The organism is Streptomyces sp. NBC_00286, assembly GCF_036173125.1.
GTDB lineage: Bacteria > Actinomycetota > Actinomycetes > Streptomycetales > Streptomycetaceae > Streptomyces.
This window is the reverse complement of sequence record NZ_CP108054.1, coordinates 4,767,655-4,783,302: the sequence shown is the minus strand read 5'-3', so window position 1 is coordinate 4,783,302 and position 15,648 is coordinate 4,767,655. Positions and strand designations below refer to the sequence as shown.

The window sequence follows — 15,648 nt, the reverse complement described above, 5'->3', positions numbered from 1 at the left end:
GGCGGGCCGGAGACATCAGCACGACCTCCGGTGCTGTGATGCGGATCACTCTGAATTCCGGGGTGAGGATTGCCGGTTCGGGGCGATCCGGGGCCCGAAAGGGGACAGGCTCGCCCATCAACTGCCGGAGGACCACCCATGACGCCCGAAGCTCCCGAAGAACCGCAGGCACAGGAAGTGGCGGCATCGCCTAAGACCGTCCCGCCCCGCGAGGCGAACGTGTCGGAGACGGAGGAAGCCGAGGATCTCGACGCCTTATACGCACGCTACGGCCTGGTCAGGCGGTGGCGGGTTCTTCCCGAGCCGAAGTCCGTACCCATTGATCCACAGTCCACTCGCCGCCTCCCCGTACTGGGTGAGGGCGACCTCATTGCGTACGGGGGCGATGGGGGAGTCCGCGACAGCTCCTACTTCTACTTCGGTAACGAAAGGGACGGTGGACGACTGCTGGCAGGGCGCCTGTTCCGGGACAACTCCAAACTCGAACCCTGGCAGATCGTGCAGACCTGGACCGAGGGGGAGATCGACAGCCCATGGGCTAGAACGGCCACCACCGCCAAGCCCACTTCTCCGGAGGCTAGTGCGGAGGCCCGTGAGGCCAGACTCGCGGCACGCGCCGTGGAAGCACGGAACGAGGCGGCGCTCGGCAACACTGAGCTCATCGAGAAGTTCATGGCCGCTGACCTCGGCCTGTGGCGTGGAGCCCGCTGGCAGGAACCGGTGACCACGGCTCTCCTTGGCGACTGGGCGAGCACCCTGTACACGCACGGCACCATCCGCCGGGGGGCTCTCTCCCGGCTGATGCATGAGGTGAGGGAGATCCACCGACAGCTCACGCCACTGTGGCGTCGGCGCTGTGCCGGAGAGCGGCTGCTCAGCCTGGATGTCCCCGTTCTGGAGAATGGGCTGACTCTCGCCGACCTCGTCGCTGGAGGGCCCGACCCGGCCGACATCCTTACCGGGACGCTGCCTGATGATCCGCGTGTGCTCGTCGTGCTGGAGCAGATGTTCCCGATCGAGAGGGCAGTCGCGCTCGCCTGGAGCCGTTCGGGGACGTCGAGTTGGACCGAGGCGGCCGCCACGGTATTGGCCCTCACTTCGCAGGCATACGTGCAGGGTGACGCCGAGGCTCTGGGTGAGCGAGTACGCCGCAAACTCAAGCGGCTCGGTCGCCGTGCGCGTCACAGTCGGGATGGCGAGGAGACGTCCCGTTTCCGAGCGGCTCAGTCGCCTGTTGTCGGTCGAGTCGATGACCGCGCAGCGGCCGGGCGGGAGGCGTGAATGCCTGACGCATTGACTCTCGCCCTGATCGCCCTGGTCGGCTGCTTCGTTGTGCGTGAATCTCGGCGCGACGAACGGCTAGGCGCTGCGCTCTTGGTCGGCGTTGCCGTTGTGGCACTGATGCTGACGCTCTACGGGGCGGGTCCTGACTGACAGCGGTTGGCTGTAGGCCGCTTGTAGGCTGGCGCGAGGCCGACAGGGGTCTGACCCGCGATGCGGGTCAGACCCCTGTCCTGGTGTTTCAACTGTTGGGGTGGCGGGATCTGAGCCCACGACTTCTTTGTCCCGAAGTAACTTGGGCGGGCGTCCGACCTTGGGCTTGCGTGCCTCTCACCTGTTGCGATGGTCCGCAGGCGTCCGCGCTTGTCCGCCGCTGCCCGTCGGCGTTGTCACGCAGTTAGACACTCACCTCTGTCGCGAGGCGAAGGGCCGTACGCCTCATCGGGCTTCGCTCAGGACTTGCTCCGGCTCTGGGCTTCCGCCTCGGCCATTGTTTCGGCTTCCGCCTCGGCCAATGCGATGGTGATGCCGAGTGCCTCGGTGATGTGGGTTGCGGCCGACATGACGCGTGCCGTGCCAACAACGGGGGCGATGGCAACGAGAACGTCTTGTAGTTGCTCGGCCGTCAGGTTGGCCCTGATGGCAGGGTCGACATGCGCGAGGTAGGAGATTGCCGGTGCGTCCATGGCCGCGAGCGCGGCAAGGCGGATGAGAATAAGCGTGTTCTCGTCCAGGCCGCAGCGCTCGATCGAGTCGACTGTCATGGCAGCGAGCGTGTCGAGAACGGGGGTGTCTGACCTTGTGACCATGTCCGGTCCGCCTTCCGGTGCCGTGCGGGGCCGACACGCGCCACCCGATGAAGCGGGTACCCCCCCCGGCGTCGACCTTGACTTTTCCACGGTAGGAGCCGCGAGGATGGAGCGCATGTTGGGCTGAGCAGGTGAATCGGGGGATGAGCGGGAGCCCGTAGCGAATAGGTCGGCGAAGCGACTTTGGCCAGGAGCTGCTTTGGCGCGAGTGATCATGGCCCCGTAACCTTCCGGCGCGTCGGGCAGTCTGTGGACCTGCCCGGCAAAGCACGACGTTGGGGCCATGCCCTTCCGGCCCTACGTCCCGCCCGTGCCCGTGAAGGAGTCCGGGCCCGTGGCCGCCCCTCGCCCCGTCACCGAGTAAGCGCACCCGCTCCAACTGCCGGCGCGGCCGTCTTGCGCCAAGTCCCTACTCCGCCATGCCTGAACACCGAGAGGAAACCTCGTGACCGCCTCGATGTCCTTCTACGCGGACGCCGGTACCAACGTCCACCTCAGCCAGTACGGCACTCGCCGAACCCCGATCCTCACTCTCAACGGAGAGGACTACTCCCTGACCGTCTCGGTTTTCGACCGGATTCCCATCGCCGATCACCTGGCCTTCGCCCGCGACCTGGCCGCCGCCTGCACCGACTGCGTCAAGGCGCTGGAGATCTACGCCGCCGCCCTGACCGGCGGCGACCAGGAGCCGGACGAGGATCGGTGATGCGGCTGCCCATCCGCGTTGACGCCGTACTCGTCCAGGCGGTGATCGCTGCCGCGCTGTCCTTCGCCCACCTGCACGACCTGGCCTACGCCGCCGGTCAGCAGGGCTGGAAGGCGTGGGCCTACCCGGTCTCCGTCGACCTGCTGTTGGTGGCGGCCTGGCGGCGGCTCAGCTCCGGCGGACCGAAAGCAGCCGGATGGTGCTGGTTCCTCGTCGCACTGACCGCGTCACTGGGCGCCAACGTGGATCACGCGGAATCCGTGCCGGATCAAGGGCGCCGGTAAAGAGAAGGCGTCTGAGCGGCGCATCGCCACCGTCGCCCAGGTCGACGCGCTCGCCAACGCCATAGGGATGCGGTGGCGGCTCATGGTCTACCTCGGTGCGTACGGTCCGATGCGGCCGGAAGAGCTGGCCGGCCTCCGCCGCCGGGACGTCGACCTCGACAACCTGCGCGTCCGGGTCCGCCTCGCCGAGCCGGAGCGGATGAACGGGCGGCGCGTCCAGGGCGACACCAAGTCTGAGGCAGGAACTCGGTCTGTGATTCTTCCCGCGTTCCTCCGCCGGGAGCTCCGCTGGCACCTGGAGAGCTACGCCGAGCCGGGCCCCGATGGGCTGCTCTTCGTCGGTGAGAAGGGCGCTCCCTTCCGGCGCAGCACGTTCGGGCGGCGGTGGCGCAAGGCGCGTGAGATCGTCGGCATGCTTGAGGGCTTCCGGTTCTACGACCTCCGGCACACCGGACACACCCTGTCCACGCGCTCCGGCGCTACCCTCAAGGACACGATGGTCCGTGCCGGGCAGTCCTCGGAGAAGGCGGCGCTGATCTATCAACACTCCGATGAGGAGCGACAGCAGGAAGATGCTGCCGGGCTGGACGCGACCGTACGCAAGGCACGCCAGGAAGCTGCGGTCGTGCCAGAAGAACAGGCGGCCAAGCCGGACGATCAGCGTTCTGGCACGAATCTGGCACGCCGCGAGTGATCCACGGGGACAACAAAGAGGCCCAGGTCGCTGACCTGGGCCTTGATCGTGGAGCGGGTGACGAGAATCGAACTCGCGCTCTCAGCTTGGGAAGCCATGGCGCTTGGGCGGGATCTGGGGCTCTGACCTGGGCAGACGCATGATCCTTGCGGTGGTGGTTCTGGTCGGATCGCACTGTTGTCGACCGTGGTTGTCCGCTCTTACGGGCACGCTGTGGGCACGGGCGCCGTCGGCAGCCGGGACATACGCGCGCACGGTGCTCGCACCGACCGGACCGCGTCGTCTCTCGGGCTGACCCGGGGTGTCCGTCGCGACTGCGCATGGACCCTCGACGGTGCCGGCTCACGCGGTCCTTGAAGCCCTGTTCATCCTCCTGGGAACCAGCACCCTGGGCCGTTGCCGTCGTAGGCGGCCCGAGGCGGTCATGGCTCGGGGTTCGTGGTGTTCGCGGGGGTTCTCGCAGGGTCCAGCGCGCGGATGACGCGGGTCAGGTCAGCCGGGGCGGCCGCGAGGCGGACCGGCTCGCCCGCGTCGTCGAGTTCGGCGATGTGCCAGCTTCTGGGGACGGTGTCGCCGTCGCCGTCGCCGTCGCGCAGGCGCCGCACGTCCTTGACGGTGAGCCGCTCCACCGGGATCCGTTTCGCCGCGAACCGCCCCGGGCCGGAGTGGGGTGTGACGGCGGGCGGGCCGCCGCCGAGGACGATGTGGGTGCCGAAGCCGTGCGGGTTGTAGTCGGTGGGCTCCAGGAAGCGGGCGGCCAGGAACACCTCCTCGTCGGGGGACTCCTTGGGCGTTGCGGTCTCGTGGGGCGTACGGATACGGGTCGCGCGCCAGGCCCAGGTGAAGAGGCCCAGCGTGGTCAGCGAGCCCGCGGACGCCCACATGAGGGCCACGGGAGAGGTGGGCAGGGGCGTGGGGTTGAGGTAGCAGAGCGGCAGCAGCCACAGGGCCGTGGCGACGAGCGCGCCCGCGAACGGAAGCGTCGACGGCAGGACCTCGTCGTCGGCCAGTCGGCGCCCGCGTCGGCGCAGCAGAGCCTGGGCGCCGGGATAGCCCGCGGCGAGGACGCACCCGGCCGCGACGACGGCCACCTCTCCGGCGCCGGTGAAGTGCTCGCGCCACACATGGTGTTCTCCGGTGACCTCTCTCACCTGGTGGCGCCAGACGGTGAGTTCGACGCGATCGCCGGGCTCGAACCCCTGGGCTCCCTCTTGCGAGACCGAGAGTCGCTCCAGAGGCCGACTGTCGGCGAAGTACAACCAGCTGCGCTGCTTCGCTGTGCCGGCCTCCTTCCGCGCGATAACGGCAGGCAGGCTGGTCAGGCACTCTCCACGTTCCGCGGCGGGCGTCTCGGCGGTGCACGGGGCAGCCGACGCCCACGCCTGCTTCTCCGACTCGACGATCGGCACGAACCATGCGGCCAGGCCCGCGCCCGCGAGCAGCAGCGCGCACAGGCCCAGTGACACCGCAGAACCGCGCCCGGCGGTGTGTTTCGAGATGACGAGGACATGCCTCGACTCCGGGGCTCCGTAACGGCGGTGCAGCGCGCGGAACGCGTCCAGTTTCGCGTCGAAGTCCGGTCGGTCCTCGGAGGACCCGCTCAGCGGCAGGAGAAGGCGCCGTGTGCGTCCGTCGCGCAGTACCACGCCGACACGGCGGAACTCCTGCCCGTGGCGCCCGTACTGCAGGTGTACGCGCAGGTCGGCGATGTCGTGCCACGGCACGCTCCGGCGGCGCAGCGGCGCCCGGGAGTGCAGCCCGTACGCGTCGGCGCGCACCTGGACGAAGTTCCCCCACAGGCACGTGATGCTCACCAGCGCGACGAACAGGCCCACGTACGCCCATCCGTCCACGAGCCCGCCCCAGAACACCATGCGTACCGCGGTCAGGGTCGCCCCAGCCGCCCCGAGTCCGACGAGGAACCACAGGGCGCGCTTCTGGAGCGGAGAGTGGCAGGTCACTTCCCGGCCATCGGTCATGTGCGGAATCGTGCCGTCAGCCGGGCCGCACCCGCTTGTGCGGCGTGCGGCAGATTTCCGGCCCGCGACACTGCCGGATTCGGGTACGTCGTGAAGCCCGGTTCGCCAAGTGCCGCGCGTGTTACGGAAGCAGGTCCCCGGGGTTACATGTGTGTGGCTCGCTTGATGGAGTCAAGCGGCTGACCGGGGATTTCATCGATCTGGATAGATACACGGTGAAAGTTGTACACCCTGATTCTGGTGCTCATGTCCTGACGTCCGGTCCACTGCTGTCTCTCCTGACGCGAGAAACCCCCCAGACAGGCAGGATCGGCGAATGACGGACAACAACGGCGGATTCCTCAGAGTGCTCGGCAGAGGAGACGTTCTGGCACTGGCCTTCGGGGCCATGATCGGTTTCGGGTGGATCGTTCTCACCTCCGGTTTCATCAGCGACGCGGGGCCGGTGGGCGCGGCCATCGCCATCACCATCGGCGGCGTGGTCGTCACGCTCGTCGGGCTGACGTACGCGGAGTTGGTCTCCGCCATGCCGCACGCGGGCGGCGAGCACCACTACGCGCTGCGGGCACTCGGTGGCCGGGGTGCCTTCCTGGCTTCCTGGGCCATGGTCCTCGGCTATGTGTCGGTCGCCGCGTTCGAGGCCGTCGCGCTGCCGCACAGCATGGTCAACCTCTTCCCCGACATGCTCGTGGGGCACATGTGGACGATCGCCGACTACGACGTCTACGCGAGCTGGGTCGCCGTCGGCGTGATCGCGGCGATCGCGATCACGGCCGTGAACTACATCGGCATACGTCCCGCGGCGGTGTTCCAGACCATCGCGGTGCTGTTCCTGCTCTGCGCGGGCGCCGCGCTGCTCGTCGGAGCCCTCAAGGGCGGTTCGACCGCCAACATGGAGCCGATGGTCAGCGGGGGCATGGACGGCATCTTCACGGTGCTGGTCGCCGTGCCGTTCCTCTTCGTGGGATTCGACGTGATTCCGCAGTCGGCCGGCGAGATCAAGCTCCCGTACCGCCAGGTGGGCAGGCTTCTGGTGATCTCCGTGCTCTGTGCGACCGCGTGGTACGTCATGATCATGCTGACCGTGGGCTCCGGTCTCAGCGCCTCGGCCCTCACCGAGTCCAACCTCGCCGCAGCCGACGCCATGACCGCCCTGTGGAACAGCCAGGCCATGGGCAACGTCCTGGTCATCGGTGGCATCGCGGGCATCCTGACGAGTTGGAACGCCTTCCTCATCGGCGGCAGCCGACTGCTGTACGCCATGGCCGAGTCCCGCATGATCCCCGCCTGGTTCGGCACGATGCACCCGAAATACCGCACCCCGGCCAACGCCGTGGTCTTCATCGGCGCCCTCTCGGTACTGGCCCCGTTCTTCGGACGGCCGATGCTGGTCTGGCTGGTCGACGCGGGCGGCATCAACATCGTCGTCGCCTACGTCGTCGTCGTGCTGTCCTTCCTCGTGCTGCGTCGCCGGGAGCCGGGCATGGAGCGCCCGTTCCGTACCCCGGCCGGACCGGCTGTCGGTGTCGCCGCGCTGGTGCTCAGTCTGGGGCTCGGCGTGCTCTACCTGCCCGGCATGCCCGCGGCCCTCGTCTGGCCTTCGGAGTGGGCGATCGTCGGCGTGTGGTGGCTGGTCGGCGCGCTCTTCATGTGGCGGCTGCCCAAGGTGGCGGCGGGCGAGGACGCCGAACAGCGCCTCATCGCCGCCGTCGCCGCCCGCTGACCGGGATCCCTTCGCGCCCGGTGACGACCGGGTGCGAAGGGGAACTCGTGAGCATGCGGGACGAGGGCGGCCCACCAAGTACTTCCGCGGCATGTCCGCGGACGGCTGGGCTGCATCGCCACTGGAGCCACATCGCCAGTGACGCCTTTCCCGAGCGTGGACCCCGGCCACGGGTGAGCAGCAGTCGGCGCCGGCCCATCTCGGTATGCTCCCCGCCCCTGGCCGCCTCGCCGTCCACACTGTCGTCCGTGTGGCCGATCACGGTGTTCGGACTCTGCGGGCACCTGACCGCCGTACTCGCGCTTGTCACCTGAACCCCGAACCCCTGAGCGCCGTGCCGGTCGGCGGCGGTGACCCGCCGCCGACCGGCACGCAACGGCGGGACCTCCCGCCGTCACCATGCAGGTGAGAGGCGTGCAAGGCTGCCGGGACCCGGCATGGTGACCGCCACTGTATGGCTCTATCGTTCACGGCGTCGCGCGGTGGCCACTCCGTGCGACGGGACAAAAGAGAGGGAGCGGGCTCGTGCATGGCAACCCGCTGTACCACTGGATCGCACTGGGGTTCGTCAGCGTGCTCCTGCTGCCGCTGTCGACAGCGATGCTGCGCGGTTGGGTTCCGCCGTGGATGCGCGAGCGCACCGGCGGCTTGCGGCTGCGCGCCTTCGGACTGCTGTCCCTGTACGCGGGCACGCTGGCCAACGGCGTACCCCGGCTCTCGAACGCCTCGTACGACACGGTCATGGTCGGTATCGCTGTCAGTATCGGATGCTCCGTGCTCGCGGGCCTCTTGTTTGTCCTGGCCGGGAGAAGCGACGCCCGAGTCCCGCGATGAGCACAAGGGGAGCAACGTGGACAAGGGGTGGCCCGAGCGCTGGTGGACGACGGCTCTCCTGGCTGTGGTGCTGACCGGCATCGTGGCCTACGACGTCTGGTGGGCCGTGGAGGTGCTTGCGAGGCCGGTAGTGGACTGGTGGGGCCTTCTTGGGCCGTGCCTGGGGGGAACCTGGCTTGCGCTCATGGCGGTTCAAGCCGCCGGCCGGGCGATCACCCTCCACAGGAGGACACGAGCCGTAGGCCGGTGACACGCGGGCCGACTACTGACTGGTTCTTCCGGCTCTTGCGACCGAGCTGTGGCGAGCTGGGTTCTGAGCTGTTGTCATCAGTCGTCGCTGGCCGCTGCCGACACACTCGGTACGAAGATCACCACCCACAGGGCCCAGCTGAGGGTGCTGTCGGGTAGCTCGGCCGGCCGCGCCACAGTGCATCTGGACGGTGTCATGGTCACCCGCTGACCGACCACGTCGGCAGGAGCCCCGAGACGCGCGGTGTGGTCTGGAGCTCCGCGCCAGACCACGCGACCCAGGTCGGCACAGCGCAGGAACAACCCCTGAGTAGCCGGTTCGGCCGCCTTGCCGCCGGCGGGTGGCCGGTCAGGGATTCGCAGGGTGCAAGGCCGACGGCCACGCCGTCGGCGATGGCGATGCGGACCTTCCCGTCGCGTCCTTCAGTCGGGACGTGGGTGGTGGCGAGAGCGTCGCAGGCGGAACCCTTCGCTTCCGCGCGGGGCACGTAGGTGCCGGTGTCGGGTACCGCCCCGTCCTCCGGCGCGGGCAACGGATCGTCACCCCAGCCGAGCTTCTCGGTCACCACGTTCGTCATCCGCACCGCGAGCCACCGGAGCCCGGACCGAGAACCCGACGATGACCAGGACGAGCACCGTGCAGGCAGAGCCCCCACAGCCACTTACGGTGCCGCCGTGCTCGGTCCTCCCCCGTTCCCCCCCGTTCCCTGTATGTCACTTCCGCACTGGAGTGCTCAGCTTCGCCTATTGCCTACGGCCCGGTCCGAACCGGTCGGCCGCAGGCCGGGTTCACGGAGCTGCTCCGCCGGATGCGCGGTCTCCTTGCGGAGGCTGCTGGTGGTGGCCTACACAGGTGCTCGGCCCCGCCGACGAACACGCTCCGAGTGACGAACCCAGCTCCGCCGACCCCGAGTACAGCGCCACCGGGCAACGAGGGCGGGGTAGACCGCCGTGTGCGTGTGGATGACAAGGCCTCGGCGGGCTCGTCGTTCGCGCTGAGCCAGGCCGTGTACGCGGGTGAGGCGTCCGCGTGCTATGGCAACGGCGACTTCTACGAGTTCACCGTGCTCGCCGCCGGCGGCGAGCCGGGCGAGGACTCCGAGCCGAACGGCGAGAAGCCCGACGTCACCGAGGGCGCGAAGCCGCAGGGCGATGCCAAGGAGATCACCGGCAACCTCGCGAAGACGGGCTCCGGCTCCGCGCTTCCCAATGGTTGGGATCGTCGGCGGGGTGGCCGTGGTAGCCGGTGCCGGCGCGATGTTCGTCGTACGCCGCAGGAAGTCCGGCGCCCAGGTGTAGGCAGGAGCACTACGCCGCCACAGACGGAGAGGGTCCGTGCTCGGAGGGCGCAGGCCCCTCTTCCGCTCGGGGCGGTTGACCGCCGGGGCGCTTCTGGCACGAATCCGGTACGCGACAACTGATCACGACGCACAGCAGAAAGGCCCGGGTCTCTGACCTGGGCCTTAGTCATGGAGCGGGTGACGAGAATCGAACTCGCGCTCTCAGCTTGGGAAGCTGATGTTCTACCATTAAACTACACCCGCGTAAGACGGCCGCTGGGCGGCGTCGGAAACGCGGGTTCACTGTACCTCATGCCAGGCCCTGGGCGTCGAAAATGCCCTGGGGCCTGTGGTCGTTTCGGGGGTGGCCCGGTGGGTGGACGGGGCTGCGTGGGGCGGGAGTTGGGGCGTACGGTGGAGGGGTGGGAGAGGCGTTGGGCGGGATCGGAGTGCCGCCTGGAGGGCCGTTCTGATCGTCCCGTAATGTGGCGGTTTACGTCAGTCAGACGCGGCTCTTGGGGAAGGGACTCTGAGGACTTGATGGAACGCAGCACCGTTGTCCGTTGTGCCGAAGGACATGTGTTCAGCACCGCCCAGCTTCCGATGCAGCAGGCCGACCGCCTCGGCCCCGGCCGGTTGATCCGCTGTCCGCGCTGCGCCCGGCTTCGGAACGTCGTACCCGTTCCCGTATCCGTGGCCATGGACAAGCGGTAGCGGCCGGACCACGGCTTCGGCTTCACCTCGTAGGGGCCATAGGGGCCCGTCGCAGTCCTCGGATACTCGGTGGATTGTGGCGGGCCCCTACGCCGTGCGTATCCTCAGGTCGTGCTTCTCTCTGACAAGGACATTCGGGCCGAGATCGACTCCGGGCGGGTCCGGATCGCTCCGTACGACGATTCCATGGTGCAGCCGTCGAGCGTCGACGTGCGGCTCGACCGGTACTTCCGGGTGTTCGAGAATCACCGTTACCCGCATATCGACCCCTCCATCGAGCAGGCCGATCTGACGCGGCTGGTCGAGCCGGACGGGGACGAGCCGTTCATCCTGCATCCCGGGGAGTTCGTGCTGGCGAGCACGTATGAGGTGATCTCGCTGCCCGATGATCTCGCGTCCAGGCTCGAGGGGAAGAGTTCGCTGGGGCGGCTCGGGCTGGTCACGCATTCCACCGCCGGGTTCATCGACCCCGGGTTCTCCGGGCACGTAACCCTTGAGCTGTCCAATCTCGCCACGCTGCCCATCAAGCTGTGGCCGGGGATGAAGATCGGGCAGTTGTGCATGTTCCGGCTGAGCTCGCCTGCCGAATTCCCTTACGGGTCTGAGCGGTACGGGTCCCGTTATCAGGGTCAGCGTGGGCCCACCGCCTCGCGGTCCTTCCTCAACTTCCACCGGACCCAGGTGTGATCCAGAACCGGACCCAGGCCCGGACCACGTACTGAAGAGGGCCTACTCGGCGATCTCCGTGCGCTCCCACCACTCGTAGACCGGCAGCTTCCCCTTCTCCGTCTCCTGGCGGCGTGACGTCGGGCGGAAGTGTTCGTAGCCGCCGCGGTGCAGGATCTTCAGGTCCTCGCCCGCCGGGGCCGTGGCGGGGACGATCCGCTCGGGCAGGTCGTCGGGGCCGCCCTCGAGCGCGGCCAGGGCGGCTGTGTCCGACGTAGTGCCCTTGTTGCCTGTCTTCGTGGCCATGTCTCCAGAGCTCCAGTACGTACGTGAACGTCTTCAGTCGCCCGGCGGCAGGCAGATCACCGGGATCCGCTGGACGAGGTTGTTGCCGAAGCCACCGCGGTTCCAGGGCTGGTCGAGGGGTTGGGTGTGGTCGGCGGCGTCGGTGGCGCGGGCGGACAGTACGTGGGTGCCGGGGGAGGCCTCCCATGTCGTACGCCAGCTCCGCCACGCCCATGCGCTCTCCTTGAGCCCCTCGTCGAGGGCGGCCTCGGTCCACGTATCGCCGTCGTCCGTGCTCACCTCGACCTTCGTCACCGGGGCGTGGCCCGACCAGGCGCGGCCCTCCAACTGCACAGGACCGGGGCGTACGACGCGAGTGCGGGACATGAAGTCGGGGAAGCCCGGCGGGATCATCAGGGCCCGCGGGGCGATGCGGGTGACCGGTTCGCCGGGGTCGTCCGGGTTGTCGGCCGAGCGGCGGTAGCGGTAGGCGACCGCCTGCTGGAATCCCGTGAAGGGTGTGCTGGTCAGGGCGATGTCGCGGAGCCATTTCACATGGGCCATGCCGTACCAGCCGGGCACCACCAGGCGTACGGGGTGGCCGTGCTGCGGGGGCAGTGGGGCGCCGTTCATCTCGTACGCCACCAGGACCTCGGGGTCGTCGGCGGTGGCGTCGGAGAGGGGGAGGCTGCGCTGATAGTCCTGCTCTACGCCCCGTTCCACGCCGTGGTCGGCGCCGGTGAACACGGCCTCGACGGCGTCCGGTTCGACGCCGGCCTCGGCGAGCAGCGTACGCAGCGGGACCCCCGTCCAGTCAGCCGTGCCGACCGCCTCGACCAGCCAGGGCTGGCTCACGGGCCGCGGGTTCAGCCGGGCCCGGCCGTTCCCCGCGCACTCCATCGTCACCCGGTGGGTGACGGCCGGGAACGAGCGCAGGGTCGCCAGGTCCAGGGACAGCGGGTTGCGTACGCGGCCCCGCACGGTGAGCGTCCAGTCGCCGACCTCGCCCGCGCCGACGGTGGGGATGTCGTAGTGGACCAGTACGTAGTGGAGTCCGGGTGGGGTGACCTCGTAGCGCAGCGCCTCCAGCGGCAGCCCGTGGTTGCGGGCCGCGAGCGCGAGTTCCTCCGTGCTGATGCCCTCGGCGGGCTCGGCCACGCGCGACGGTGCGCTGACGGCCCGTAGCGCGCTGATGTGTGCGTCGGCGACGTGCGCGGCGTGCGCGTCACCGGCGTGCTCGACGCTCGCGTGGGCGGCGCCGATGGGCCCGTCGTGCGGCACGATGCGCTCGGCCTGCTCTGCCGGTTCGGCCTGCACTTCGCGCCGGTTCTGTACGTCGCGATGGTCCTGTACGTCGCGTGCGTCGCGTCCGTCCATGGGTCCATCGTGCGCTTGCGAGCCGTACGACGCGAGACCAACCGGACCGGAAAATGCCGGACCGGGAAATACCGGACCGGGAAATACCGGACCGGGAAATGCCGGCCTGGAAATGCCGAGGCGCAGCACACGTGCGTACGTGTACTGCGCCCGTCGTACCGCCTACGTGCTCGGGGTCCGCTTAGAACGTCCCGAGCTTGATGATCGACAGCAGCGCGACCAGTTGGATCGCCGAGGCGCCCAGCGCCTTCGGCCACGGCAGGTCGTGGGACTTCTTGACCATCAGCGTGAACAGGGCGGCGGCTCCCAGCCAGGTCGCCCAGCCCAGCATCTGGACGAACGGTGCGTCGCCGCCCATGAACAGGGCCACGACCAGGCGGGGTGCGTCCGTGAGCGACATGATCAGCATGGAGAGGCCGACCGTGGGCTGCCAGGCGCCGTCGCCGCCGAGCTGGCGCGCGAGGGTGTGGGTGACCACGCCCAGGATGAAGGCGCTGAGCACGATCGCGACCGCCGTCGTCAGGACGATGGGGACGGCGTTGGAGAGGGTCGCGTTGATCGCGTCCTCGCGCGCGCCGTCGAAGCCGAAGACCGCCAGCAGTCCGTACAGGAACGTCACGATCAGGGCCGGGCCCCACATCGTGTAGTCGCGCATCTGCAGGAACGTCTGGTTCGGGCGCATGATGACGCCGCTCAGCAGTTCCTTCCAGTGCAGCCGCGGGCCCACCGGGGGCGCCGCCTGGCCGGCGCGGTAGGTGCCGCCCTGGCTGTACGGGTCCTCGCCGACGCCGAACGCCTGGGTGTGGCCCGGGTTGTTCGCCGCGTACGGGTCCGGGCCCTGGGCGTGGTGATCGTGGTCACCGAAGTACTCCGGCTCGCCGTGGCCGTTCGCCTGGGGCCACTGCTGTCCGCCGCCGTTGCCGTACTGCTGCGCCTGCGGCGGGTACGGCTGCTGCGCAGGCGGATAGCCGTACGACGGGCGGCCCTGGGGCGCCTGCTGTCCGTACGGTTGCTGCCGCCCGTGCTGTTGCGGGCTTGCTTGGGTGCGGTTGTCCCGGCCGCGTCCGATCCTGAATCCAGCCACGATTCGAACGTACCTGGTCTCACAGAGCCGTGCGCCGGGCCCGGGAGAACGGACCCGGCTTTGACGCTGAGCTGTGACATCCCCTAAGGGGTTGTCCAGCCGATTTTCCGTGGCTGCTCAGGGTCGGCTCAGGGTTGCGGTACGTGGCTGCCGTTGCCGTCGCTTTACCGTGCGACGTGCGGGACGGGGGACGGGACCTGCGAGAGGTACCGAGATACGGCGTCACGACCAGAAGGCATTGCTCCTCTCGATGTCCTCGATGCATTCGTCGATGTCGGTGAACTTGTCCCCGACGATCCGGAAGATGAGGCCACCGTTCTCGTCGAGCTGCTTGCCGCCCCGCTCGGCCGTGAAGCGGTGCAGGGTGACCGCGTGGCCCCGGCCGTCGATGAGGACATGGAGCAGTTCGACGCGCATGGTGCCGTTCGTCTCTTCATTGAGCCGGCGGTACATGTCGATGATCGAGTCCTGGCCCTTGAAGTCGCCGGACAGGGGGTGGTCGCCCGGCACGTGGTGCGCGGCGTCCCCGGATATCAGCCCGCGCAGGGTGTCCATGTCACCGCGCTGAAAGGCCTCGTAGCCCTTGCGTACCAGTGCTGCGTGCGGGTGCTCAGCCATGATGCTCGCCACCTTCCGTGGCTTGGGTCGGTTTGTGGCTTACGTAGGCAATTGTTCGCCTCTGCCGCCGGGTGAGCCACTGGGGGTGAGGAGCCCCCGCACATCAGCCCTCGCACATCCTGCGGTACGGAATGTGAGGCTATTCGGTGTCCTTCGGGTGACGCGGTGAGGCATACACCAGGATCACTGTGGAGGTCTCTGGGCTGACCAAGTAGCGAACCCGGCCGCCACTGGTGATCTCGTACTCCCACTGCTCCAGTTCGGAGCCCTTCCATTCCCTGGTGGCATGCCTGCCGCGGAGCTGGTGCTGACGGTTCCAGTTGGCGCGCGACAGCGGTTCTGTGCGAAGGGCTTCCAGGCAGCGATGCGCGCTCGGCAGCGCCACCCGGCACAGCTCCTCCCAACCGGTCGCAGCGTCCGTGGTCCCGTGGATGACGTTCCAGCCGCTCAGTGGGGGGACACTGACCCGATCGCCTTTCTTCGGGCTCACTCGTGCACCTCGACCGGGCCGAGGTCGACGTCGCCCAGCGGACGAAGTGCTTCCCTGAGCTGGTCAGGGTCGGCGTTGATGCGGGCGGCTGCCCGCCACGAGACGATCGCTCGGTGCACGGCATCCCTCGCCCCCAGCTCGGCGGCGTCGGACAGCGCATCCAGAAGCTCGACAGTGAATCCCCGGACTTCCTCGTCGTTCAGGTGCCGCACCCACGGGAACACCTCGGGGAGCGCGAGCAGAACTGACCTGGCGCCGTCATCTCGCTTCATCAGGGCTAGAAACAGCCGGGACGCGGTGGTCAGGTTTTCTTCGGTGCGCTCTGCGTGTATGGCTGTGGTCAGCACCATGTCGGGCGCGTCCCGGTGCGTGACGCGCAGGCATCCCAGAGCAGCAGCCCTGGCAGCTACGGCCTTCGGGTTCCGGGACAGATCGGTGAACGAGACAGATTCCGATTCGGATGCCACCTGCGCGATGCTCATACTCAGACCGTACTCTGATTGTGCTCTGATTTCCATCATGAAACGAGGCCATCCAAATGGATGGGCGAACGCGGCGCGGCCTGTGTGAGGACC

16 protein-coding genes, 1 tRNA gene and 2 pseudogenes are annotated in these 15,648 nt (G+C 68.5%); 9 read left to right on the top strand and 10 right to left on the bottom strand.

Going from position 1 to position 15,648, the window contains the following annotated elements; genetic code table 11:
* The first annotated feature begins 138 nt into the window (after nucleotides 1-138).
* Together OHT21_RS21800 and OHT21_RS21795 are read left to right on the top strand one after the other, a co-directional pair.
* A complete protein-coding gene (locus tag OHT21_RS21800) occupies nucleotides 139-1,281 on the top strand; it encodes a hypothetical protein (protein WP_328770035.1) in 1,143 nt (380 codons plus the stop codon).
* A complete protein-coding gene (locus tag OHT21_RS21795; RefSeq protein WP_319125193.1) occupies nucleotides 1,282-1,434 on the top strand; it encodes a hypothetical protein in 153 nt (50 codons plus the stop codon).
* A 299-nt stretch (nucleotides 1,435-1,733) separates the two neighbouring features.
* Here OHT21_RS21795 and OHT21_RS21790 read toward each other — a convergent pair whose 3' ends face one another.
* On the bottom strand, nucleotides 1,734-2,090 hold the full coding sequence (locus tag OHT21_RS21790) for a carboxymuconolactone decarboxylase family protein (protein WP_328770034.1): 357 nt from the start codon (nucleotides 2,088-2,090) through the stop codon (nucleotides 1,734-1,736).
* 445 nt (nucleotides 2,091-2,535) lie between these two features.
* On the opposite strand from OHT21_RS21790, the gene OHT21_RS21785 reads away from it, so the two are divergent.
* The 3 genes and pseudogenes from OHT21_RS21785 to OHT21_RS21775 all read left to right on the top strand — a co-directional run.
* Complete coding sequence (locus OHT21_RS21785; RefSeq protein WP_328770033.1) at nucleotides 2,536-2,796, top strand: hypothetical protein; 261 nt, start codon at nucleotides 2,536-2,538, stop codon at nucleotides 2,794-2,796.
* Nucleotides 2,796-3,041: pseudogene (locus OHT21_RS21780) on the top strand (DUF2637 domain-containing protein); the annotation flags it as partial. The gene OHT21_RS21785 and the pseudogene OHT21_RS21780, both read left to right, overlap by 1 nt.
* Before the next feature lies 1 nt (nucleotide 3,042).
* Nucleotides 3,043-3,774: pseudogene (locus OHT21_RS21775) on the top strand (tyrosine-type recombinase/integrase); the annotation flags it as partial.
* Nucleotides 3,775-4,196: 422 nt separating this feature from the next.
* On the opposite strand, the gene OHT21_RS21770 reads toward OHT21_RS21775, so the two are convergent.
* Nucleotides 4,197-5,753: a PH domain-containing protein gene (locus OHT21_RS21770; protein WP_328770032.1), complete on the bottom strand. Its 1,557-nt coding sequence runs from the start codon at nucleotides 5,751-5,753 to the stop codon at nucleotides 4,197-4,199.
* Nucleotides 5,754-6,069: 316 nt separating this feature from the next.
* Between OHT21_RS21770 and OHT21_RS21765 the strand changes: the two genes are divergently transcribed.
* Nucleotides 6,070-7,476 (top strand): APC family permease, encoded by a 1,407-nt coding sequence (locus OHT21_RS21765; protein WP_328770031.1) that lies wholly within the window; start codon nucleotides 6,070-6,072, stop codon nucleotides 7,474-7,476.
* A gap of 525 nt (nucleotides 7,477-8,001) precedes the next feature.
* Nucleotides 8,002-8,310, top strand: a complete 309-nt coding sequence (locus OHT21_RS21760; protein WP_328770030.1) for a hypothetical protein — start codon at nucleotides 8,002-8,004, stop codon at nucleotides 8,308-8,310.
* Nucleotides 8,311-8,759: 449 nt separating this feature from the next.
* Here OHT21_RS21760 and OHT21_RS21755 read toward each other — a convergent pair whose 3' ends face one another.
* On the bottom strand, nucleotides 8,760-9,137 hold the full coding sequence (locus tag OHT21_RS21755) for a hypothetical protein (protein WP_328770029.1): 378 nt from the start codon (nucleotides 9,135-9,137) through the stop codon (nucleotides 8,760-8,762).
* Nucleotides 9,138-9,518: 381 nt separating this feature from the next.
* Here OHT21_RS21755 and OHT21_RS21750 point away from each other — a divergent pair, with 381 nt between their 5' ends.
* Entirely contained in the window at nucleotides 9,519-9,980 is a 462-nt protein-coding gene (locus OHT21_RS21750; protein ID WP_328770028.1) for a hypothetical protein, read from the top strand.
* A gap of 49 nt (nucleotides 9,981-10,029) precedes the next feature.
* Here the strand turns inward: OHT21_RS21750 and OHT21_RS21745 are convergent.
* Nucleotides 10,030-10,103, bottom strand: a tRNA-Gly gene (locus tag OHT21_RS21745).
* A gap of 561 nt (nucleotides 10,104-10,664) precedes the next feature.
* Here OHT21_RS21745 and dcd point away from each other — a divergent pair.
* Nucleotides 10,665-11,240 carry a dCTP deaminase gene (dcd, locus tag OHT21_RS21740; RefSeq protein WP_328770027.1) on the top strand — a complete coding sequence of 192 codons (576 nt, stop codon included), beginning with the start codon at nucleotides 10,665-10,667 and terminating at the stop codon, nucleotides 11,238-11,240.
* 42 nt (nucleotides 11,241-11,282) lie between these two features.
* Here the strand turns inward: dcd and OHT21_RS21735 are convergent, their stop codons facing one another.
* The 6 genes from OHT21_RS21735 to OHT21_RS21710 form a co-directional block, all read right to left on the bottom strand.
* On the bottom strand, nucleotides 11,283-11,525 hold the full coding sequence (locus tag OHT21_RS21735; RefSeq protein ID WP_328770026.1) for a DUF5988 family protein: 243 nt from the start codon (nucleotides 11,523-11,525) through the stop codon (nucleotides 11,283-11,285).
* Between the two features lie 33 nt (nucleotides 11,526-11,558).
* A complete protein-coding gene (locus tag OHT21_RS21730; RefSeq protein WP_328770025.1) occupies nucleotides 11,559-12,881 on the bottom strand; it encodes a sulfite oxidase in 1,323 nt (440 codons plus the stop codon).
* A gap of 181 nt (nucleotides 12,882-13,062) precedes the next feature.
* Nucleotides 13,063-13,965 (bottom strand): Yip1 family protein, encoded by a 903-nt coding sequence (locus OHT21_RS21725; RefSeq protein ID WP_328770024.1) that lies wholly within the window; start codon nucleotides 13,963-13,965, stop codon nucleotides 13,063-13,065.
* A 222-nt stretch (nucleotides 13,966-14,187) separates the two neighbouring features.
* Nucleotides 14,188-14,583, bottom strand: a complete 396-nt coding sequence (locus OHT21_RS21720; protein ID WP_328770023.1) for a nuclear transport factor 2 family protein — start codon at nucleotides 14,581-14,583, stop codon at nucleotides 14,188-14,190.
* A gap of 139 nt (nucleotides 14,584-14,722) precedes the next feature.
* Nucleotides 14,723-15,073 (bottom strand): hypothetical protein, encoded by a 351-nt coding sequence (locus tag OHT21_RS21715; protein ID WP_189325573.1) that lies wholly within the window; start codon nucleotides 15,071-15,073, stop codon nucleotides 14,723-14,725.
* On the bottom strand, nucleotides 15,070-15,555 hold the full coding sequence (locus OHT21_RS21710; protein ID WP_328770022.1) for a prevent-host-death family protein: 486 nt from the start codon (nucleotides 15,553-15,555) through the stop codon (nucleotides 15,070-15,072). Before OHT21_RS21710 ends, OHT21_RS21715 begins: the two co-directional genes overlap by 4 nt.
* Nucleotides 15,556-15,648: the final 93 nt, after the last annotated feature.